This is a genomic window from Maribellus mangrovi (assembly GCF_037646455.1).
GTDB classification, from domain to species: Bacteria; Bacteroidota; Bacteroidia; order Bacteroidales; family Prolixibacteraceae; genus Draconibacterium; species Draconibacterium mangrovi_A.
The window spans coordinates 570,166-591,927 of record NZ_JBBIXN010000003.1; the positions used below are offsets into that span (position 1 = coordinate 570,166).

19 protein-coding genes are annotated in these 21,762 nt (G+C 43.1%); 11 read left to right on the top strand and 8 right to left on the bottom strand.

Translation table 11 applies throughout. From position 1 onward, the window contains the following. The first annotated feature begins 3 nt into the window (after window positions 1-3). Window positions 4-732: a LytR/AlgR family response regulator transcription factor gene (locus WFY05_RS15250; protein WP_340113759.1), complete on the top strand. Its 729-nt coding sequence runs from the start codon at window positions 4-6 to the stop codon at window positions 730-732. Window positions 733-986: 254 nt separating this feature from the next. Here WFY05_RS15250 and WFY05_RS15255 read toward each other — a convergent pair whose 3' ends face one another. The 4 genes from WFY05_RS15255 to WFY05_RS15270 form a co-directional block, all read right to left on the bottom strand. After that, complete coding sequence (locus WFY05_RS15255) at window positions 987-2,327, bottom strand: dihydroorotase (RefSeq protein ID WP_340113760.1); 1,341 nt, start codon at window positions 2,325-2,327, stop codon at window positions 987-989. A gap of 26 nt (window positions 2,328-2,353) precedes the next feature. Then, window positions 2,354-2,968 carry a hypothetical protein gene (locus tag WFY05_RS15260; protein ID WP_340113761.1) on the bottom strand — a complete coding sequence of 205 codons (615 nt, stop codon included), beginning with the start codon at window positions 2,966-2,968 and terminating at the stop codon, window positions 2,354-2,356. Then, complete coding sequence (locus WFY05_RS15265) at window positions 2,958-3,494, bottom strand: RNA polymerase sigma factor (protein ID WP_340113762.1); 537 nt, start codon at window positions 3,492-3,494, stop codon at window positions 2,958-2,960. Before WFY05_RS15265 ends, WFY05_RS15260 begins: the two co-directional genes overlap by 11 nt. 138 nt (window positions 3,495-3,632) lie before the next feature. Further along, the gene (locus WFY05_RS15270; RefSeq protein ID WP_340113763.1) at window positions 3,633-4,370 is read right to left on the bottom strand and encodes a polyprenol monophosphomannose synthase; all 738 of its coding nucleotides are present in this window, start codon (window positions 4,368-4,370) and stop codon (window positions 3,633-3,635) included. Window positions 4,371-4,599: 229 nt separating this feature from the next. Here WFY05_RS15270 and WFY05_RS15275 point away from each other — a divergent pair, with 229 nt between their 5' ends. The 3 genes from WFY05_RS15275 (at window position 4,600) to WFY05_RS15285 (ending at window position 7,538) form a co-directional block, all read left to right on the top strand. Further along, entirely contained in the window at window positions 4,600-5,235 is a 636-nt protein-coding gene (locus WFY05_RS15275) for a DUF2490 domain-containing protein (RefSeq protein WP_340113764.1), read from the top strand. 218 nt (window positions 5,236-5,453) lie between these two features. Further along, window positions 5,454-7,010 (top strand): sigma-54 interaction domain-containing protein, encoded by a 1,557-nt coding sequence (locus WFY05_RS15280; protein ID WP_340113765.1) that lies wholly within the window; start codon window positions 5,454-5,456, stop codon window positions 7,008-7,010. 63 nt (window positions 7,011-7,073) lie between these two features. Next, window positions 7,074-7,538 carry a GNAT family N-acetyltransferase gene (locus tag WFY05_RS15285; protein WP_340113766.1) on the top strand — a complete coding sequence of 155 codons (465 nt, stop codon included), beginning with the start codon at window positions 7,074-7,076 and terminating at the stop codon, window positions 7,536-7,538. A 12-nt stretch (window positions 7,539-7,550) separates the two neighbouring features. On the opposite strand, the gene WFY05_RS15290 is transcribed toward WFY05_RS15285, so the two are convergent. The 4 genes from WFY05_RS15290 to WFY05_RS15305 are packed head-to-tail and all read right to left on the bottom strand — an operon-like array spanning window position 7,551 to window position 13,796. Beyond that, complete coding sequence (locus WFY05_RS15290; protein WP_340113767.1) at window positions 7,551-8,939, bottom strand: efflux transporter outer membrane subunit; 1,389 nt, start codon at window positions 8,937-8,939, stop codon at window positions 7,551-7,553. Window positions 8,940-8,959: 20 nt separating this feature from the next. Beyond that, window positions 8,960-12,112 carry an efflux RND transporter permease subunit gene (locus WFY05_RS15295; protein ID WP_340113768.1) on the bottom strand — a complete coding sequence of 1,051 codons (3,153 nt, stop codon included), beginning with the start codon at window positions 12,110-12,112 and terminating at the stop codon, window positions 8,960-8,962. Between the two features lie 20 nt (window positions 12,113-12,132). After that, window positions 12,133-13,308 (bottom strand): efflux RND transporter periplasmic adaptor subunit, encoded by a 1,176-nt coding sequence (locus WFY05_RS15300; RefSeq protein WP_340113769.1) that lies wholly within the window; start codon window positions 13,306-13,308, stop codon window positions 12,133-12,135. 44 nt (window positions 13,309-13,352) lie between these two features. Next, window positions 13,353-13,796, bottom strand: a complete 444-nt coding sequence (locus tag WFY05_RS15305) for a MarR family winged helix-turn-helix transcriptional regulator (protein ID WP_340113770.1) — start codon at window positions 13,794-13,796, stop codon at window positions 13,353-13,355. 502 nt (window positions 13,797-14,298) lie between these two features. Here WFY05_RS15305 and nifH point away from each other — a divergent pair. From nifH to WFY05_RS15340, 7 genes are all read left to right on the top strand, one after another. After that, a complete protein-coding gene (gene nifH / locus WFY05_RS15310; protein ID WP_340113771.1) occupies window positions 14,299-15,123 on the top strand; it encodes a nitrogenase iron protein in 825 nt (274 codons plus the stop codon). Window positions 15,124-15,156: 33 nt separating this feature from the next. After that, window positions 15,157-15,483: a P-II family nitrogen regulator gene (locus tag WFY05_RS15315; protein ID WP_340113772.1), complete on the top strand. Its 327-nt coding sequence runs from the start codon at window positions 15,157-15,159 to the stop codon at window positions 15,481-15,483. An 18-nt stretch (window positions 15,484-15,501) separates the two neighbouring features. Beyond that, complete coding sequence (locus tag WFY05_RS15320; RefSeq protein ID WP_340113773.1) at window positions 15,502-15,876, top strand: P-II family nitrogen regulator; 375 nt, start codon at window positions 15,502-15,504, stop codon at window positions 15,874-15,876. 16 nt (window positions 15,877-15,892) lie between these two features. Next, on the top strand, window positions 15,893-17,530 hold the full coding sequence (gene nifD / locus WFY05_RS15325) for a nitrogenase molybdenum-iron protein alpha chain (RefSeq protein ID WP_340113774.1): 1,638 nt from the start codon (window positions 15,893-15,895) through the stop codon (window positions 17,528-17,530). Window positions 17,531-17,541: 11 nt separating this feature from the next. Beyond that, entirely contained in the window at window positions 17,542-18,924 is a 1,383-nt protein-coding gene (gene nifK, locus WFY05_RS15330) for a nitrogenase molybdenum-iron protein subunit beta (protein WP_340113775.1), read from the top strand. Window positions 18,925-19,002: 78 nt separating this feature from the next. Then, complete coding sequence (nifE, locus tag WFY05_RS15335; protein WP_340113776.1) at window positions 19,003-20,331, top strand: nitrogenase iron-molybdenum cofactor biosynthesis protein NifE; 1,329 nt, start codon at window positions 19,003-19,005, stop codon at window positions 20,329-20,331. Window positions 20,332-20,337: 6 nt separating this feature from the next. After that, window positions 20,338-21,744, top strand: a complete 1,407-nt coding sequence (locus tag WFY05_RS15340) for a nitrogenase component 1 (protein WP_340113777.1) — start codon at window positions 20,338-20,340, stop codon at window positions 21,742-21,744. Window positions 21,745-21,762 lie beyond the last annotated feature (18 nt).

Consider the following 21,762-nt stretch of genomic DNA (forward strand, 5'->3'; position numbering starts at 1 on the left):
ACTATGTTGGATAAGATCAATGCAATTATTGTTGACGACGAGCAGGAAGCCATCGATTACTTGTCGATTCTATTGGCGGAAACCTGCCCCCAGGTTGACCTCTTGGCAACAGCAACAAGTTCGGATGATGCCTTGCGGAAAATTTACCAGTATCATCCCGGACTGGTTTTTATGGACATACGGATCGATAAAAAAAGTGGATTCGATGTTGTGGAAGAGATGAAGAAGCAGAACCATGTACCACATGTAATTTTTGTAACAGCATACAATCGTTATGCAATTGAAGCTTTTAAGGCAAATGCCACCGATTATTTACTCAAACCGGTGGATAAAAACGAGCTGGTCAGAGCCGTAAATAAATATGCCGAACTTGCCGGAAAAGAATTCGACCTTCAGTACATTCAGAAATTGGTGGGAAAGGAAGTCTCAAAGATTCGTTTTAATACCCGGACCGGTTACATTTTGGTAAATCCGGGTGAAATTGTTTATTGTCAGGCCGATGGTAATTACACCGAAATTAACATGCAGGATGAAAGTAAAAAGCTGGTAACCTATAATTTAAGAAACCTAATTTCATTGTTACCCGAAAATACATTCAGGCGCATCAGTCGTTTTCATGTGATCAACGAGAAGTTTTTATCGGAAGTGGATAAGGGGAAACGACGGTGTTTGCTCAAAAACGGGAACCAAAGAATTGCGCTCACTTACTCTCCCAAAATTTTCTTCGACTGAATTTATACGTACTGATCGGTTGTTCGTACCGTCAAATCAAACCTTTATACAATAAGTCATTCGATTGTTGTAGGATGCAGCGGCCTTTGATATTTTTAGGCTTTGATCTAAGGGACAATAAACTTTGTACATCATTAGATTTCGTACCAAAAAATTTCGAAATGCCAATTGGTACTAGGGTACAATCCCTCTTAGATTTCCCTCAACAAGCAATATTGGCACATCCTTCCGAGTCCCCGGAGGGATGTGTTCGTTTACTGAAAGCTTACTCTTTTTCCCCTGATTTCGGGTAGAATACTTTCACCGTTGTATACCAGTTGCCCGTTAACGAATGTTGAAGCTACTTTATAGGAAAATTTTGTGCCTTCGAATGGCGACCAGCCACATTTGTATAGGATATTTGCCGGGCTAACCATCCAGCTGTCGTTTGGATCGATCAACACCAGGTCGGCAAAGTAGCCTTCGCGAATATAGCCGCGTTTGTTTACCCTGAACAAATCGGCAGGTGCATGGCACATTTTATCTATCACTCTTTCGATAGTGATAAATCCTTTTTTGCTCATTTCGAGCATGGCTATCAGCGAGTGTTGAACCAGCGGGCCACCCGACGGCGCCTTGAAGTAACTGTTGTTCTTCTCTTCCAATGTATGTGGAGCATGATCGGTGGCAATTACATCAATTTTGTCTGACAAAAGAGCTTCCCAAAGTGCTTCTTTATCCGAAGTACATTTTATTGAAGGATTCCATTTTATGTGGGTGCCTTTTTCAATGTAATCGCGTTCGTCGAACCAAAGGTGATGTACGCAGGCTTCAGCAGTAATTTTTTTATCGCTCACTTTTCCGGGAGCAAACAGGCTCATTTCTTTTGCTGTAGAAAGATGAAGAATGTGTAAACGGGTATCGAACTTCGATGCCAGGTTTACCGCTTTTGATGAGGAGATGTAACAAGCCTCGTCGCTTCGGATGTGACAGTGGCGTGAAATCGGAACATTTTCACCATAACGCTGCCGGGCAATTTCAGTATTTTTTTTGATGGTAGCTTCATCTTCGCAGTGCGTGGCCACCAGTGTTGGCGCATGTTTAAAGATCTCCGACAGTGTTTGATCATCGTCGACCAGCATGTTACCTGTGGACGATCCCATAAAAACTTTAATGCCGCAAACCTGTTTAGGATCAGTTTTCAGCACTTCATCCAGGTTGGTGTTGGTTGCCCCCATGTAGAACGAATAATTCACTGCCGAAACTTCAGCAGCACGGTCGTATTTTTTTTGCAGTTCGTCCTGGGTAACTGCTTGCGGATTCGTGTTTGGCATTTCCATGTAAGTAGTAACACCACCTGCAGCGGCTGCCCGGCTTTCGGTAATAATTTCTCCTTTATGGGTGAGCCCGGGTTCGCGAAAATGTACCTGGTCGTCAATTACTCCTGGAACAAGTAGCAATCCAGTGGCGTCGATAGTCTCCGTATCCGATAAATCCAAATTGACCGGAACAACATGGGGGAATATTTTTTCAATGGTTTCACCATCGATTAAAACACTTCCCTTAAATTTTAAACCCTCGTTAACTATCGTTGCATCCTTGATTAATGTCTTCATCTTCCCTGTCTTTTAAGCAAAGTTAATCATTGCTCATCAAACGCTGCCAACATTTTCTCGATTTTCAGTAAGATTGGTTTTTTCTTTTTTGTCCACGATTTTTTGCCCATAAAAAAACCAAAAGCGAGTAAGCCAAAATATAGAAACTGAGAAAGAATGACGGAAGACGTTTGGCTTAAGAAATCGAAATATTTAGAAATCGATCCTAAACTGGCAACATCAACCAACAGCACAACCGGGATGAGCCATAATTGATTGCGATTCCAAAACCGGAACCTTTTTTGTGCTTCCTCAAGAAATTTTTTGGTAGAAGATAAATACATGGTATTTGAAATTCGCTTGTGTTTTATCTTGAATAAAAAGGCGAGAATGACCGAAGCGAGAATAAATGCACTACCTGCTAATCGGTTCTTTAATGTCAGATCGGGGTCGGGATTGACAATGAATATTAAAACATAAACAACAGCCGCAATAGAAGTGATAATATAAAACTGTTTTGATTGTTTTTTTGAATAAGTATCGTGTTTTTTTATTTTTTCAAAAATATTATTTGCCTTTCCCGCATCTTTGGTCGCATCTGATAATTGCTCAGCAGGCGATTTTATATTTCTGTATTTTTTAGACAGTTGATCAAAATCCATTTTCTTTTTCCTCCATCATTTGTTTAAGTTTCTTTTTTATGCGGTGAAAGCGAACCCTCACATTTCCTTCGCTTAATCCGCAAACATCAGCAATACCTGCATGATCGATTCCTTCAAGCTGCAAACTCACAATTGTTTTTTCCAGAAGTGGAAGCCGGTTAATGGCATCAAACATTTTTTCGAGTTCCTTGTCCTGTCTGAATTTCATGGACAGTTCATGCTCTCCATCCGAAAGAATATCTTTTTTAATTTCCTGACAACGCTTGTCGTTTTTGCTTTGTAACCGGCAAAAATTGATTGAAGTATTTATGGAAATCCTGTATATCCACGTATTGATATGGCTTTCATTTCTGAATGAATCGAGGTTCTTCCAAACATTTATGAAAATTTCCTGAAAAAGATCCTGCCGGTTTTGCTCTCCACGAACATAGGAACAACATATACGATAAATGCGGTCCTTGTTCTCTTCAAATAAATGGTTAAATCTATTATCCTGTTCGCTCATGATTTGTTTTTCTACTTTCATAGACAAACAATCTTTGTTTTGTTACAAGTTAAAAATAAAAAAAGGCTGCACTTGGCAGCCTTCATAATATTTTGATTTGAGAATATCGATTTAAGAACTGAAGAAATAAATCTAAAATCGCTAATCATCATTCGAAATTCACTTGTCCGTTCTTTCGTATTTTTTAGTAAAGCTTCGCATTTTCATTTTCAGAACGCCCCAAAGAGCTTCGTTAAAAATACCGCCGCTCATTTTCGATGTTCCTTCCTGTCGGTCGGTGAATACGATGGAAACTTCCTGGATATTAAATCCGAATTTGCTGGCCGTAAATTTCATCTCGATCTGGAAGCCGTAGCCAATCAGTTTGATCTCGTCGAGGTCGATGGTTTCCAGTACCTCACGTTTCCAGCATACAAAACCTGCAGTGGTATCGTGTACATTCATACCTGTAACAATGCGTACATACATCGATGCAAAATACGACATCAGAACCCTTCCCAAGGGCCAGTTTACTACGTTTATTCCGCTAATGTAGCGCGAACCGATAGCCACGTCGGCACCATTTTCAATCGCATCGAAAAGCCGGAGCAGATCATCGGGATTGTGCGAAAAATCGCAGTCCATTTCACAAACGGCTGCATAGTCCCTCTCAAGTGCCCATTTAAAACCGGCGATGTAGGCGGTGCCTAAACCCAGTTTCCCTTTTCGTTCAAGAATATGAAGCTTGTCGGGAAATTCCTTCATCAGCTTTTTTACAATAGCTGCTGTGCCATCGGGCGAATTGTCTTCAACTATCAATAAATCGAGAGGCCTTTCCAACGAAAAAACCTTGCGGATCATTTTTTCAACATTCTCTTTTTCGTTGTATGTAGGAATTATAACCAGATTTTTCGACACGGTTTCTACTTTAAAGTTAATACAGCGAATGTACAATATTTTGGGAGTATTTCCGAAAGGTTTTTGATTTCGATGTTTTTGCCATTTCTGTTGCTATATTTACGCTCCGTTTCGCAACACCGGCTTCTATCAATGATAGAAATACAGCATAAATTATTCCCGGTGTACTGTTAAATGGAGAAGCGAATATTTGGCAGTTTTAGATCGACAAGAAAAGCAGAAGGTAATTATGATTAAATGGATTTATACACTGGTATTGATTGCAATTGGTTTTATTTCGGCACAGGCACAACGCACCTGGTTTGAGTTTGAAATTTCGAAAGAGTTAAGCAAAAAGCTGGAGATCAGTCTCGCACCGGAGATCCGTTTCAAGGAAAACTTTGAACTGCACGAATATTTTTTCGAGCCAAAAATTGAATACGATTTAAACAAGTATTTTTCGCTTGGAGCCAATTACCGATTTGGCAATAATCCGGATAAAGATGGCAATGCCCAGTGGTTTGGTAGATATGCTGTAGAAGGGAAAGCAGGCTATGAATGGAAAGATCTGGAAGCACAGTTTCGCCTGCGTTATACCAATTCCGATGATTTTGGAGGCGACGATAATGATCGTTCCAATTATTTGCGAATGAAATTTCAACTGGAATACGAAATTGGAAAAACTGACTTGAAACCTTATGCCTTGTGCGAGTTATACAGAAATCTCCGTTTAGGCGAATATTCCAAGGCGCGTTGGGAAGGAGGTTTGAAATACAAAATAAACAAACACCACCGCGTAGGTGCCTATTTCAGACTTAACGACTACCTTGTTGAAGATGATGAGAGTATAAAAATCTTAGGGCTTGCTTACAACTACAAATTCTAAAACAATCCCATAGTAGGACTTAACATTTTTGTGAATTTTTGTTTCTGATCCCTAATTTATCACTCACTATTTTTGCTGATCAATCATCGGGTGAATAATCTTGTTTTTAAAATTCAGGTTAAAAATGTGTGTAATTGATTTTTATTTTGTGATATGTTTTACAAATTAATTTGAAAATGTTCATTTTTATGACATTTGGACGATTAAGGAAACTGTGAATGGAGATTAAATGCAAAAAAGTAGGGAATGAGTGTTACGGTTTGCGCGAAATGACATTGCTTTTCGACATTAGCCAGCGCCTGATCCAAACCCGCCAATTAAAAAACGATCTGCCAACCGTTCTGCGGATGATTGTGGAGTATCTTGACGCGGAACGAAGTTTCTTGAGCATTTTTAATCGCGAAAATTCCAAAATTTACATCGAAGCGGCATATGGTCTGAGTTCGGCACAGCAGGCAAAAGGGAAGTACGATCTGGGCGAAGGAATTACCGGGAAAGTTGTGGAAATGGCTCGTCCGGTGGTTATCGAGAAAATCTCGAAATCAAGTTTATTCCTGAATAAAACCAGGCAGGAAACCCACAAGGAGGGCAAGGAACTATCGATAATTTGCGTGCCCATTGTTGACGATGCCAAAGTTGTAGGAACCTTGAGTGTCGTTCGTATTTTTAATCCGCGCATTAGTTTCGATGAAGACATAAGAATGCTAACTATTATTGGTTCGCTGATTGGGCAGGTAGTTCGTTCGCGTCAGGAACGGATGGAAGAATTGGAATTGCTGAAGCAGAAAAATCTGGAACTGGAAAGTAAGTTGTCAGGCATGAAGAACCTGAATATGATCGGTAATTCTTCAAAAATGCGCGATGTGTTTTCGCTGGTGCAAATGGTGGGCAAAACCAATTCAACCGTACTTATTCGTGGTGAAAGCGGGGTTGGAAAAGAACTGGTTGCCGATGCGATTCACATGGCCAGCACCCGCGCCGGAAAGCCTTTTGTTAAGGTAAACTGCTCGGCTTTGCCCGAATCGCTGATAGAAAGTGAGTTGTTCGGGCATGAAAAGGGGGCCTTCACCGGTGCCGACTCAAAGCGCAAAGGCCGTTTCGAACTGGCTGATAAAGGAACCATTTTTTTGGATGAAATCGGTGATATTCCGCTGTCAGCTCAGGTTAAAATATTGCGCATTATTCAGCAACGTCAATTCGAACGGCTCGGAGGCACCGAAACCATTAGTACTGACGTGCGAATTATTGCAGCCACCAACCGAAATCTTGAAGAAATGATCAAGGATGGCCTATTTCGTGAGGATCTTTATTACCGCATCAACGTGTTCCCCATTTTTATTCCGTCCTTGCGCGAACGCCGGAATGATATTCCGCTTTTGGTGGATCATTTTATTGAGAAATTCAACAAAGAGAACAATTCAAAAATAAAACGCATTACCACTTCGGCATTGAACATGCTGATGGTTTATTCGTGGCCGGGCAATATTCGCGAACTGGAAAACTGCATCGAGCGATCCTGTATTCTGAGTACCGATAATGTTATTCATAGTTACAATCTTCCGCCTTCGTTGCAGACGGCCGATTCAACCGGTACTTCGGCAAAAGGTGGAATGATGTACACCGTTGAACAGGTAGAGAAACAGTTGATTCGCGAGGCGCTGACATCAACCAAAGGAAACATCGTAAAAGCAGCCGAAGATCTGAAAATTACCGAAAGAATGCTGGGGACCCGTCTAAAAAAATACAAAATAGAAGCGTGGAGATACAAGGTGTAAAATAAGCGATAGCACGTTTTTGTAAATTCTCATTAATTTTATGCCCGAAAATGTAAAACGGATATGCAACTCGTAAAAGTCGACTTAACAAATGAAAAGCACTGCCGGGCTGTGGTAAGTTTATTAAACGACTACATGCTCGATGATATGGGCATTGGCGAGGAAATGCCGCACGGGCTGGGCGAAAAAATTATAAAAGGACTGGTACGGCACAAAGCATATGTTGGCTTTTTGGTTGAATTGGATGGCAGCTTTGCAGCACTGGCCAATTGCAACCTCAACTTTTCTACCTGGAAAGCCAAACCACTTATCAATATTCACGATTTTGTTGTATCGCCCGATTCCCGCAATCGAGGTGTTGGTCTTTTTCTGCTAAAGGCAATAGAGAATTATGCCATCGAAAATGGATATTGCCGCATCAATCTCGAAGTTCGGCACGACAATTACAAGGCCCAGAATCTCTACAAAAAAGCAGGGTTTAAAGAGTGCGATCCCAACAATTATTTTTGGGAAAATCGAATTGAATAAATACTGAACCGTTTATTTCCAGCCTCCTCCCAAAGCCCGGTAAAGCAAAACAACAGCATTCAGTTTCTGAATATGGTCATTAACATCGTTTAACTGTGCATTGAGCAAACTTTGTTGTGCATTTAAAACTTCGGTATAAGTGGCCGAACCGTAGGTTAGAAGTTCCTCGGTATATTCCACCGATTTCTCCAGTGCTGCGAGTTGTTTGCTGCGGAGTTCAATTTTTCTAAGAGAGGCGTCGTATATATTGAGTGCATCGCTTACTTCAGCACCTGCATTTAACAAAGTGTACCTGAAATTCAGGAGCGACTCTTCCTGATGAGCTTTGGCCACTTCCAAACGCGTTTTATTGACCCTTTTATTAAATATAGGCTGAACCAAGCCACCTACCACGTTTGCCGCAAATGACGTTGGATCGAGTAAATCTCCCAGGTCCAGTGCTTCCAATCCGGCGCTGGCAGTAAGTGTAACCGAAGGATAAAAGTAAGCTCTGGCGCTGTTAGTCATCTGGTAGGCGCTCATCACATTGTATTCGGCTTGCATAACATCGGGCCGGTTATCCAGGAGTTCCGATGGTACACCGATCGAAAGCATTTCGTGTGCTTTTTGTTCTTCCAGTTTACCTCGTTCGATGGGGCCGGGAGTTCTTCCGAGCAAGAGGCAGAGTGTGTTTTCAGTTTCTTTAATTTGTTGCTCAATGTCGGGGATTGTAACTTCTGCTGCATAACGCGAAGCTTCACTCTGAACAACGGCAGCTCCAGTTACACTACCACTTTCTTTTAATGCTTTCAAGGTTTCAACCAACTGTGCGCTGTTCTGCACAGTCTCCTTTGTTATTTCCAATTTGGCATCGAGTGCCAGCAGGTTGTAATAAACAGCTGAGATATTTGCGATTAAGCGGGTTTGAATGGCTTTGTGCGCGGCATCGGTAGCCAGGTAGTTGGAATATGCAGCTCGTTTCGAATTACTCAACTTTCCCCAGAAATCGATTTCCCAGCTACTCTGCAAAATGGCTTGCGAGCCATTGTATTCTTTAGGCCCGTTTGGATTGGTCGATTCCGAGTTGCGAACATAGGTATGCCCCGCCTGTGCCGACAACGAAGGTGCCAGGGCCGCTTTACTCTGATAGAAATTTGATTCGGCTGCAATAACACGTTGAACAGCGGCTTGTAGGTCGAGATTGTTGCTCAATCCTTCGGCAATCAAACTGTCTAAAACAGGATCGTTAAATAGGTTTTGCCAGTTTTCGTTTGATAGATTGATTGTGTCGGTGACGGAATCTCCATATAATCCATCGGTAAGATCCTGGCTTCGCTGGTACTGGTTTGTAGTGTTGCATGACCACAGTAACGCCGCGATTCCTAAAACGATTACTTTATAAATTATTGAATTTGTTTTCATTTCTTCAACTTTTAGAGGGGTTATCCCAAACTGTTCATTTCCGAGATTTCCTCTTCTATTTTTGGTTTCTTTACTTTCTCATCAAGTGTTTGGAACACCACAAACATGGCAGGTATCACCAGGATTCCAATCATCGTTCCGATGAGCATTCCGCCAACAGCACCTGTTCCGATCGAATGGTTACCGTTAGCACCAACACCACCACTGACAACCAAGGGAATCAAACCAACAATAAATGCAAATGAAGTCATCAAAATGGGGCGGAGTCGGGCTGTGGCACCATCAACTGCTGCCTGGATAATCGACATTCCTGATTCCCGCCGCTGTCGGGCAAACTCCACAATAAGAATGGCATTTTTTGCCAGCAACCCGATAAGCATAACCAGTGATATTTGCAGGTAGATGTTGTTATCAACTCCCATTATTCGCGCAAAAATAAAGGAACCGGCAATACCAATCGGAAGCGAAACAATAATGGATAAGGGTAGAATGTAGCTTTCGTACTGGGCCGCCAGAAAGAAGAATACAAAGATGAGGCTCAATACAAAGATCACGATAGTTTGATTACCTGCACTGATCTCTTCGCGGGTGATCCCCGAAAATTCGTAATCGTAGCCGGTTGGCAAATGCTCGGCTGCCACTTCGCGCACGGCATCAATGGCGTCTCCCGAACTATATCCGGGATTTGGCGAACCGTTCACCGAAATTGCAGTGTACATATTAAAACGGTTAATCGATTCGGGGCCATAAACCTTTGTTAAGGTGATGAATTCCGATATCGGCGCCATTTCTCCGCTTGCTGTTCTAACTTTGATATTATTCAGATCTTCCGGATTTCCCCGGTATTGGGCTTCGGATTGTACCATAACCCGGTACTGTTTCCCAAAACGGTTAAAATCGGACGCATAGAATCCACCGATATAACCTTGCATGGCAGCCAGAACAGAACTGACCTGCAGCCCCGAACGCATACATCTTGCAGCATCCACATCAATCCGGTACTGCGGAAAGCCTGTATTGAAAGCGGTCCGTGCGTACTGAATTTCCGGCCGTTGATTTAATGCTCCCAGAAAATTATTGGAAATATTTTCAAAATCATGAATGTCGCCACCGGTTTTATCCTCAAGTTTCAGTTCGAAACCTCCGGTGATACTAAATCCGGGAACCATTGGCGGTGAAAAAATAATGATGCGTGCATCTTTAATTTGTGCAGTCAGCATGTATAGTTTTTGTACAATGCTGTTCAGGTCCTGCCCGTCTTCTTTCCTTTCGTCAAACGGATCGAGGTTGGCAATGACCATGGCGTAAGGACTTCCCGAACCACCCATGAAGGAAAAGCCGGAAATAATAGTCCGAGACCGGATCTCTGGTACGGTTTTAATAATTTCGTCAATTTGTTGTGCAACCTCAATTGTTTTTTCTGCTGAAGTAGCCGGAGGCATGGCAATATCAACAAACATACGGCCAGTGTCCTCTTCGGGGACAAAACCTGTTGAAGTTGTTTTCATCAGGTAGCCAAGCAGACCAACGAAAATCAGGATCAAAGCTCCGGCCAGCCATCTACGGTCGATAAAGAAATGTGTTATACGTTTGTATTTACCGGTCATGGTTGTAAAAGCGGTGTTGAAGGCAGAATAAAACCGCTTCATCACGCCTTTTCGTCCTTTCACTTCTTCGCTGTGTGGCTTCAGGAATAAAGCACAAAGTGCCGGGCTTAAGGTAAGCGCGTTTACCGCCGAAAGAATAATGGCAACTGTAAGTGTTATTCCAAACTGTCGATAGAAAACGCCGGTGGTTCCGGTAATAAAAGTTACAGGTATAAACACAGCGGCCATTACTAAAGTAATCGATATAATGGCTGTTGAAATTTCGCTCATTGCTGAAATTGCAGCCGTTTTGGCATTCTTTGCCCCGGAGTCGAGTTTGGCGTGCACTGCTTCAACCACTACGATGGCATCGTCGACCACAATACCAATGGCCAGCACCAATGCGAATAAGGTAAGCAGGTTGATGGTAAAACCAAACAGGTTGAGGAAAAAGAAGGTCCCGATAATAGATACGGGAACGGCAATTGCCGGAATTAAAGTTGCCCTGAAATTTTGCAGGAATACAAACACTACGATAAATACCAGGATAAAAGCTTCGAGTAAAGTGTGTAATACCTTTTCGATAGAGGCATCCAGAAATTCGTTGGTGTTCATCAGCACAACATATTCCACTCCCGGCGGGAACGACTGTGAAGCATTTTCGATAACTTCCTCTGCTTCGATAATTACATTCCGAGCGTTCGATCCGGCTGACTGGAAAATTGCCATGGCAATACCGGGCTGACCCTGCGTTTGCGTGATGCGGTTATAACTGAGCGATCCCATTTCAACACGGGCGATATCGCGCAGCCGGAGAATATTCCCGTTGGCATCCGATTTAATGACAATATCGCCAAACTCTTCAGGTTGTGTTAATTTACCCCGATACCGGATTACATATTCATAACTTTGATCGTTCTCACTTCCAAAACGTCCGGGAGCCGCTTCAAGGTTCTGGGCATTCAGGGCCGAAACAACATCGGCAGGTATCAAATTGTAGCTCGACATGATATCCGGTTTCAGCCAGATTCGCATAGAGTAGTCTTTGGCGCCAAAAACCAGTGCTTCTCCAACACCATTAATACGTTGTACCTGTGGAAGCAAATTAATTTTTGCATAGTTCTGCAGGAAGGTTTCATCGTACCTTCCATTCTTGCTGAACAGCGAAAACACCATTAACATGTTGTTCTGTCGTTTGGCCGTAATTACCCCGGCACGAGTAACCTCCGCAGGCAGCAGCGAAGTGGCCCGGGCCACCCTGTTTTGTACGTTAACCGCCGCCATATCAGGATCGGTTCCCTGTTTAAAATAAACTTCGATACTTGCTGAACCATTGTTGTTTGCTGTCGAGTTCATATAAATCATGTCCTCAACTCCGTTAATTTGTTCTTCAAGCGGAATAACCACGCTATTCAGTACGGTTTGTGCATCGGCTCCTGTGTAGTTGGCCGAAACCCGAATGGTTGGCGGTGCAATATCGGGGTACTGTTCAATAGGCAAAGTAGCTATCCCAAGTCCTCCGAGGATGACCAGAATAATGGAAACGACCGTTGAAAGAACGGGTCTTTCTATAAATATTTTAAACATAGTTGTTTGCTATTGGATGATTATTCGTTTGAAGGCTGAATGTTATCGGCAACCGCCTCTTGTACGGTTACTTTAGGTTTTATCTCCATTCCATCACGAAGTCCGGCAATACCTTCAACCACAATTTTATCGCCTTTTTTTAATCCTGAAGACACCACATAAACGTCCTTCAAATTACCGACAATAACTTCAATCGGGGTATTTACAATCTTGTTGTCGCTGTTGGCAACATACACAAAATGTTTTCCCTGAATTTCGTAACTGGCATTTTGTGGAACCAGCAATACATTATTATGGTATTCCGGCAAACGGATATTCCCGCTTCCGCCCGAGCGCAAATCTCCTTCCGGATTAGGGAAAGCGGCGCGAACATTAATAGCGCCTGTTTGAGGATCGACGATTCCGCTGGCAATTTCAATTTTTCCTTTATGATTATAAATGGACTGATCGGGTAAAACCAGCTCAACTTCAGGTAATTTAGTGAGTTTTTCGCGTGTAGTGTTTCCTTTCAAACTTTTTGTCATCTGCAAAAACACTTTTTCGTTGATGGAGAAATAAGCCCGCATAGTCGAAGTGTTCGAAACGGTGGTCAGCGGCGTTGCAATTGAACTGCTCACCAAACTTCCAACCCGGTATGGGAAAGTGCCGATTATTCCATCGGTGGGGCTGGTAATCATTGTATAATCGAGGTTGGCTTTTGCATTCGCAAGATTTGCATTGGCTTGTGCCAGTAATGCTTCGGCACTTTGCAATTCGGTTTTAACCGATTCGAGCTGGAACTCACTGACGATGCTTTTCTCCACCAGCGGCTGTGTTTTTTCGAGATTGATTTTAGCCGTGGATACCTGCGACTCGGCAACTTTCACCTGGGCTTCAGCCGATCGTACCTGAGCACGGATATCGTTGGCATTTAGCTGAAACAGAACCTGTCCTTTTTTTACATAGTCGCCTTCGTCAACTAAAATCCTTTCGATATAGCCGGCCACTCTTGGTCTGATTTCAACGGTTTGTTCGCCTTCAAGTGTGGCCGGAAAATCCTGGTAAAGAGTAATGTTCTGCGGAGTAACTTCAAGTACATTGTACTCACTGATCTGGCTGGCCATTTGAGCATTTCCTTGCTGCTTGTTCGAGCAGGAAGAAAAGATAAATAGAATGGCAATAATCGCCAGGTTTGCAATTTGTTTAAAAATTTTCATGTGTTGTTTCTATTGTAATTTTAAATTTTCCGGTGGTAATATGATTATGAAACACATTGCTTAAAGCCTGTGTTCATCTGGATCTTCGAAATAACATGCTCAAAATGTGATAGTTCCTCCTCCGTTACATTCATTAAAAGTTCGGATGAAACTTCGCGTGACAGCTTTTTTGAGCGTTCCAATAACTTCTGGCCTTTCCCAGTGAGCATTAAATTCTTTTTTCTTTTGTCATCCTTATCGATCATCCGAACCACATATTGTAATTCAATCAGTGTATTTACCTGTCGAAGTATGATCGACTTGTCGCGCAGAAAATGATTGGCCAGATCTTGTTGTGTACCGGTTCCTTTTTCGTTGATGAAATGCATCATTACGAAGTGCTCAAAACTCAGGTCCAGTTTGTTTTCCTTAAACTTCGACTCCAGCTTAAACTTAACCAGTTTCATGGTTTGTCCAAGCAGGTATGTCAATGGCTTATTTGAATGCATAATCCGTTCATGTTTCTACGCTGCAAAATTAAAGCGAATTAGTTGCAAAAGTCAACTAATTATGAGATTTATTTTAACAGATTCTAAATAGTTTTATATAGTGCTGACAGATAGTGGTTTGTGATGTTGTCTGAATGTTAACCCGGCTTCAGCTTCAGGTCTTCAATAAATCGGTCTTCTGCCCGAGTTTTTGTATTAGATATGATCCGGGCAATTCCTACCAAATTGTAGGTTAAGCCTATGTTAAGTGTTCTTAAATGTTTGATATACAGATTTTAATGTGTCTTTCTACCTAAAAGTATGTACAACCCTAAGATCCTACATAATTGTAGGATATACAATAAGGAATTTATCGGGATAGAAATCATAAAATATTTTCAAGTTGTAGATATTCAGTCTATTATGAAGTTTGGATTTGTGGCGTATGTTGTTTAGCATGTTTTTTGGCACAACTCTCGTTAAAGGCCTGGCAAATGCAAATTAATTTTTAAAACTGAATACGATGAGAAAGATTGCTATTTATGGAAAAGGTGGTATTGGGAAATCAACCACCACACAAAACACAGTTGCAGGACTTGTTGAAGCCGGGAAAAATGTAAAAGTAGTTGGATGTGATCCAAAAGCTGACTCAACCCGATTGTTGCTCGGAGGTTTGGCGCAAAAAACAGTACTGGATACGCTTCGTGAAGAAGGCGAAGATGTAGATCTCGAAGACATTGTAAAAGTGGGTTACGGCGGTGTACGCTGTGTTGAATCAGGTGGTCCGGAACCGGGAGTTGGATGTGCCGGTCGCGGTATCATTACCTCTATTAACCTGTTGGAACAACTCGGTGCATGGGACGAAAGTTTCAAAATCGATTACACTTTTTACGATGTATTAGGTGACGTGGTTTGTGGTGGTTTTGCCATGCCAATCCGCGAAGGTAAAGCCCAGGAAATTTACATTGTAGTTTCTGGTGAGATGATGGCGATGTATGCAGCTAACAACATTTGCAAGGGTATTAAAAAATACGCTCAGGCAGGTGGTGTTCGCTTAGGTGGATTGATCTGTAACTCGCGTAAAGTTGACAACGAATCTCAAATGATTGAGGAGTTGGCCAAGCGTCTGGGTACACAAATGATTCACTTTGTTCCTCGCGATAACATGGTTCAGCGCGCCGAAATCAACCGTAAAACCGTTATCGATTACGAACCTGAACATCCGCAAGCCGACGAATACCGTGCCCTGGCAAAAGCCATCGACGAAAATGAATTGTTCGTTGTGCCTGAACCACTCGAAATTGAAGAGTTGGAAAAATTATTGATCGAATTCGGTATCGCCAGCTAATTACAAATCAACTTAAATTAAGGAGGACTAACCATGTTAATGATAAGAGCCATCATTCGCCCTGAAAAATCGAGTAAAGTATTAAAAGCCCTGTTTGAAGCAGGCTACATTGCAGTAACAAAAATCCCGGTTGTTGGTCGCGGAAAACAGCGCGGTATTAAAATCGGAGATATAACCTACGACGAACTTCCAAAGGAGATGCTAATCATGGTAATAAAAGACGAAGACAAAGACTTCGCAATTAATACCATTATGGAAGCTGCCCGCACCGAGCCTAAAGGTGCATTTGGCGATGGAAAAATATTTGTGACTTCAGTGGATGAGGCGTACACCATCAGCCGTGGATCAAAAGAATTATAATCCTAAAATCAGACGACTATGAAGATGGTATTGGCGATCATCAGGATCGATAAAATGAATGCAACAAAACGGGCTCTTACCGCAGCCGGCATCACATCGATGACTGCAACCGGTAAAGTTTTCGGACGCGGAAAAGGAGCCTGGGATGCACAAGTAATGGAAGGGGCAAAAAAAGATATGCCTGAAGCACTTACCCATCTTGGAAAAGAGCCAAGACTGAGACCACAGCGTGTACTAAATATTGCGGTTTCCGACCACAATGTTCAGTTAACAGTTGATACGATTATCGAAGTTAATCAGACACCTGCTCCCGGCGACGGAAAAATCTTTGTCCTTCCATTGGAAGATACGTTCAGGGTTCGCACGGGTGAAACAGGAACGACAATCCTTTAATTAAAAAGACAAAATTATGCCAAACAAAAAAGATTATACAAACGGATTACCGGATCCCGCCGAGTTTAAAGCGGAGATGCTTAAAAAATATCCTCGCAAAGTGGCAAAAAAGCGGGATAAATCGATGGTAATCAACGAACCGTCGGAAGGAAAAGAGATCCTGGCGAATGTTCGTACCATCCCCGGAATCATTACCCAGAGAGGATGTACCTACGCAGGTTGTAAAGGTGTGGTTCTGGGGCCAACGCGCGATATTATTAACCTGGTTCATGGCCCGATTGGCTGTAGTTTTTACGCCTGGTTAACACGCCGAAACCAAACCAAACCGGCCGAAAGCGATCCCAACTTCATGACCTATGCTTTTTCAACCGATATGCAGGATGAAAATATTGTATTTGGTGGAGAAGAGAAACTGAAGAATGCCATACGCGAAGCAGTTGAAATTTTCAATCCCAGTTCCATTGGTATCTTTTCAACTTGTCCGGTAGGATTGATCGGAGACGATGTGCATTCGGTAGCCCGCGAAATGAAAGCCGAATTCGGAATTAACATCTTCGGTTTTAGCTGCGAAGGTTATCGTGGTGTTTCGCAGTCAGCCGGTCACCACATTGCTAATAACGGAATCTTTAAGCATGTTGTTGGTAACGACGATCGTGAACGTACCGGAAAATTCCAAGTGAACTTACTCGGTGAGTACAACATTGGTGGTGACGCTTTCGAAATTGAACGGATTTTTGAAGAATGCGGAATTACCTTGCTTTCAACCTACAGTGGTAACTCAACCGTTGAAAGTTTTGCGTACTCGCATACTGCCGATTTGAACATGGTAATGTGCCACCGTTCCATCAACTACATAGCTGAAATGATGGAGGAAAAATACGGTATTCCTTGGATCAAAGTCAACTTCATTGGTGCCGATGCTACGGCTAAGACACTCCGCAAAATGGCCGATTATTTTGGCGACAAAGAATTGTCGGCGAAAGTTGAAGAGGTTATTGCACGCGAAGCAGCTAAAGTAAAAGCCGTTGCCGAAGTGGTGAAGCCAAAAGTTGAAGGAAAACTGGCCATGATGTTCGTAGGCGGATCGCGTGCGCACCATTACCAGGAACTGTTTACCGAACTTGGTGTTCGTGTGGTTTCTGCTGGTTACGAGTTTGCTCACCGCGATGATTACGAAGGCCGCGAAGTTATTCCTAACATTAAAATCGATGCCGATACCCGTAACATTGAAGACCTGGTAGTTAAGAAAGACGAGGAACACTTCCGTGAAGATCTTGTAACGAAGAAGGAAAAGCTCGAAAAAAGTGGTTACGAGTTTAAAGACTACAAAGGCATGATGCCGGATATGAAAAAGAATTCGCTGGTCATCGACGACGTGAATCACTGGGAAACTGAAAAGCTCATTGAATTCTACAAACCTGATATTTTCTGTGCGGGAATCAAAGAGAAATACGTAGTTCAGAAATACGGTGTGCCATTAAAACAGTTGCACTCGTACGACTACGGCGGTCCTTATGCTGCTTTTGGTGGCGCCATCAATTTCTACAAAGAAATGGAACGTATGCTGGCTACCGATATCTGGAAACTGGTTGATACACCATGGAAACATGAGCCGGAGATTGTAGGATGTGTAACCTGTGACGAATTAAAATAGGAGGAATAATCATGTTATTACGACATACAACAAGCAAAGTAAAAGAAAGAAAGGCACTAACGGTTAACCCGGCCAAAACCTGCCAACCGGTTGGTGCTATGTATGCCGCACTTGGTGTACACGGATGTTTACCACACAGTCATGGTTCGCAGGGCTGCTGTTCGTACCACCGAAGCGCACTGACCCGGCATTACAAAGAGCCCGTGATGGCTTCAACCAGTTCGTTTACCGAAGGTTCTTCGGTATTCGGCGGACAGGCCAATCTGCTGCAGGCTGTCGATAATATCTTTACCATTTATGAACCTGATATTATTGCAGTGCATTCAACCTGTTTGTCAGAAACCATTGGTGACGACCTGGGACAGATTGTAAAAAAAGCACTCGATGATGGTAAGATACCTGAAGGAAAACATGTGGTTCAGGCTTCAACACCAAGTTATGTGGGATCTCATGTAACCGGTTACGCCAACATGCTCGAAGCTTTTGTGAAGTATTTTTCATACAATACCGAAGAAAAGATCCGCCAGGTGAACTTGCTTTCGGGTTGGGTTGAACCATCCGATATGCGCGAAATAAAAAGGTTAGCCGGTTTAATGGACATAAAAACCGTGCTTTTACCCGATACTTCCGACGTACTCGATACGCCAATGACCGGCGAATATAAAATGTATCCGAAAGGTGGAACTACCGTGGACGAGATCGTAAGCATGGGGAACAGTATGAAAACCGTTGCCATGGGCGAGTGGGGAGCCAAAAAAGCTGCTGTTATGCTCGACAACAAATGTAAAGTTCCGTTCAGTCTTACTGAAGTACCGATTGGACTAAAAGCAACGGACCGCTTTGTACAGGAATTGTCCCTGGCCGGTCGCATTTCTATTCCTGAATCCATTTCAGAAGAACGCGGAAGGTTGGTTGACGTGATCACCGATATGCACCAGTATTTATATGGTAAACGCGTTGCACTTTGGGGCGATCCGGATTCATTGATCCCATTGGTAGAATTTCTGGTTGATCTGGATATGAAACCGGTTTACATTGTTTCAGGAACTCCGGGTAAACGTTTCGAAAAGATCATGTCCGGGATTCTCAGCGAAAAAGTACCTGAAGCCAAATTCAAAAACGGTGCACAGGCCGATATGTTCCTGATGCACCAGTGGATCAAAGAAGAGCCTGTGGATCTGTTGATCGGTAACACCTACGGTAAATACATTTCGCGCGACGAAAATATTCCTTTCGTTCGCATGGGATTCCCGATCCTCGACCGTATTGGACACAGCTACTTCCCGACAGTTGGCTACCAGGGCGCTATTCGTATTCTCGAGAAAATGCTAGGAGTAATAATGGACCGTCAGGATGCTACTGCTCCGGAAGAATCATTTGAGTTGGTTATGTAACCGTAACTATACAACAATAACTACCAACCTCCCGGGAGCCTGCTTCTTTCCCGGGAGGTACTTAAAATCAAGTGCATCATGAACAGTTTTTTAAAAGACCGCGAAACTCAAATTGTAACCAAGGGGAAAAACAGTGCAGAAATTGCCTGTGAAAAGAATAGTCTGGCCGGTTCGGTAAGCCAGCGTGCATGTGTGTTTTGCGGTTCCAGGGTAGTTCTTTACCCGATCGCTGATGCGCTTCATGTAATTCACGGCCCGGTTGGCTGTGCGTCCTATACCTGGGACATCCGCGGTGCCCTTTCTTCTGGACCGCAACTTCACCGCCTGAGTTTTACCACCGACTTGAAAGAAAAAGACGTGGTGTTTGGTGGAGAGAAGAAATTGTATCATGCCCTTTGCGAGTTAATCGACAAACATCAACCCAAGGCAGCTTTTGTTTTTTCAACCTGTATTATCGGAGTAATCGGCGATGATGTGGAAGCGGTTTGTCGTCAGGTGACCCGCGAAAAAGGAATCGATGTTATTCCGGTCATGTCGGAAGGTTTTAACGGATCAAAAAAAGACGGTTATAAAATTGCCTGTGGTGCCCTTTCAAAACTGGTGGGTACCGACGACGCTTACAAACCTTCAAAATATTCAATAAACATTCTGGGCGATTTTAACCTTGCCGGCGAACTCTGGATCCTTGCAGAATATTACCGGAAACTCGGAGTGGAGTTGGTTTCATGCATGACCGGTGATGGCCGGGTTGCCGAAATCCGACGTGCACATAAAGCCACGCTGAATGTGGTTCAGTGTTCCGGATCGATGGTGCATCTGGCCAAAGAAATGAAAGAAAAATACGGGATTCCGTTTATGAAGGTTTCCTATTTCGGAATAGAAGACATGTCGGATGCTTTGTATGAAGTAGCCCGTTATTTCAAAGACGATGAAATGATGGAAAAAGCCCGGGAGCTGGTTCGCGATGAGATTTCAAAACTACTTCCTGCGCTGCAACCTTACCGCCAGAAACTGGAAGGAAAGAAAGCAGCCATTTATGTGGGAGGAGCTTTTAAAGCCATTTCGCTGGTAAAAGCGCTTCGCTTACTAGGTATGAAGACAGTTGTAGTTGGCTCGCAAACCGGAAATGCCGATGATTACAAACTGCTAAAAGAACTTTGCGACGATGGTACTATCATCGTTGATGACTCGAATCCGAACGAACTCTCGGAATTTGTAAAACTCACCGGAGCTCACCTGTTTATCGGGGGGGTTAAAGAACGTCCGATTGCACATAAACTTGGTCTTGGCTTCTGCGACCACAACCACGAGCGAAAAGAAGCACTCGCCGGTTATGTGGGCATGATGAATTTTGCCAAAGAAGTGTATGCATCGGTGACAAGCCCGGTTTGGAAATTTATAAAATAGAAAGCCATGTTCGAAACAAATACCGTATTACATAAAGGGACAGATTATAAAGCCACACAAAACGCATGTAAACTGTGTTCGCCGCTCGGAGCAAGTGTGGCGTACAAAGGATTCGAAGGATGTGTGCCACTCATTCATGGTTCGCAGGGCTGTGCCACTTATATTCGTCGTTACCTGATCAGCCATTATAAAGAACCTATCGATATTGCTTCGTCCAACTTCACTGAGGATTCAACCATTTTTGGCGGTGACAGAAATTTTAAGATTGCGGCTCAGAATATTATCAATCAGTACAAGCCGAAAATAATTGGAATTTCTACCACGTGTCTGAGTGAAACCATCGGTGATGATGTAACGCTTTTCCTTCACGAATTGAAAAGCGAAGATTTTGATGGCTCAACCGAATTTGTTGTGGCTTCAACACCCAGTTACCAGGGAACGCACATCGACGGTTTTCATGAAGCCGTTGCAGCAGTGGTTCGCAAGTTCGCTAAAAAAGAAAGTACTGGCGAACACATCAACCTGTTTCCCGGATTTATTTCAACAGAAGATATTCGCCTGCTAAAAGAAATTACTGCCGATTTTGGCATTGAAACTGCCATTCTTCCCGATTATTCCGAAAGCCTCGACAATCCTGTTTGGCATACCTACAAACGTATTCCTGAAGGAGGAACAACTATGGAAGAAGTGGAAAAGAGTGGTTCGGCCAAAGCATCCATCGAATTTGGTACCGTGCTGAATCTCGGAAAACTGAGTGGACGGGTAAAAAACCTGAAGGTTACTAAAACAGCAGCCCAGTATCTGGAAAAAGAAATGGATGTTCCGTTGGTGCGTTTGCCCATGCCCATCGGGATTACTCAAACCGACCGCTTTTTTGAAGAACTGGAAAAACTTTCGGGGAATAAAACTCCTGAAAAATATGCGAAACAACGCGGTCGGCTGGTGGATGCTTATGTTGACGCACACAAATATGTATTTGGCAAAAAGGCCGTGGTTTACGGCGAAGAAGATTTTGTGGTAGGCATGTGCGCTTTTCTCGATGAAATCGGGATTGAAATTGCACTAGCTGCATCAGGCGGCGAAAGCGGATTGCTGGAACAGGAAATTTTGAAGTACTGTCCCGAAAACGGAACTAAAATAACCGTTCGCGAAGGTTACGATTTTGAATCGATAAAAGAATGGTGTCAGAGCAACAAACCGGATATTCTGATCGGGCACAGCAAAGGCTATTACATCGCCCGCGAACTGGAGATCCCGATCGTTCGTGTAGGATTCCCGATCCACGACCGGATTGGCGGACAGCGCATCAAACACCTGGGTTATGCCGGAACGCAGGAATTGTTCGATAAAATTGTGAATACACTGATTGAGTACAAACAAGACTCGTCGCCGGTAGGATATAAATACATGTAATAGAAGGCTGGAAGCTCG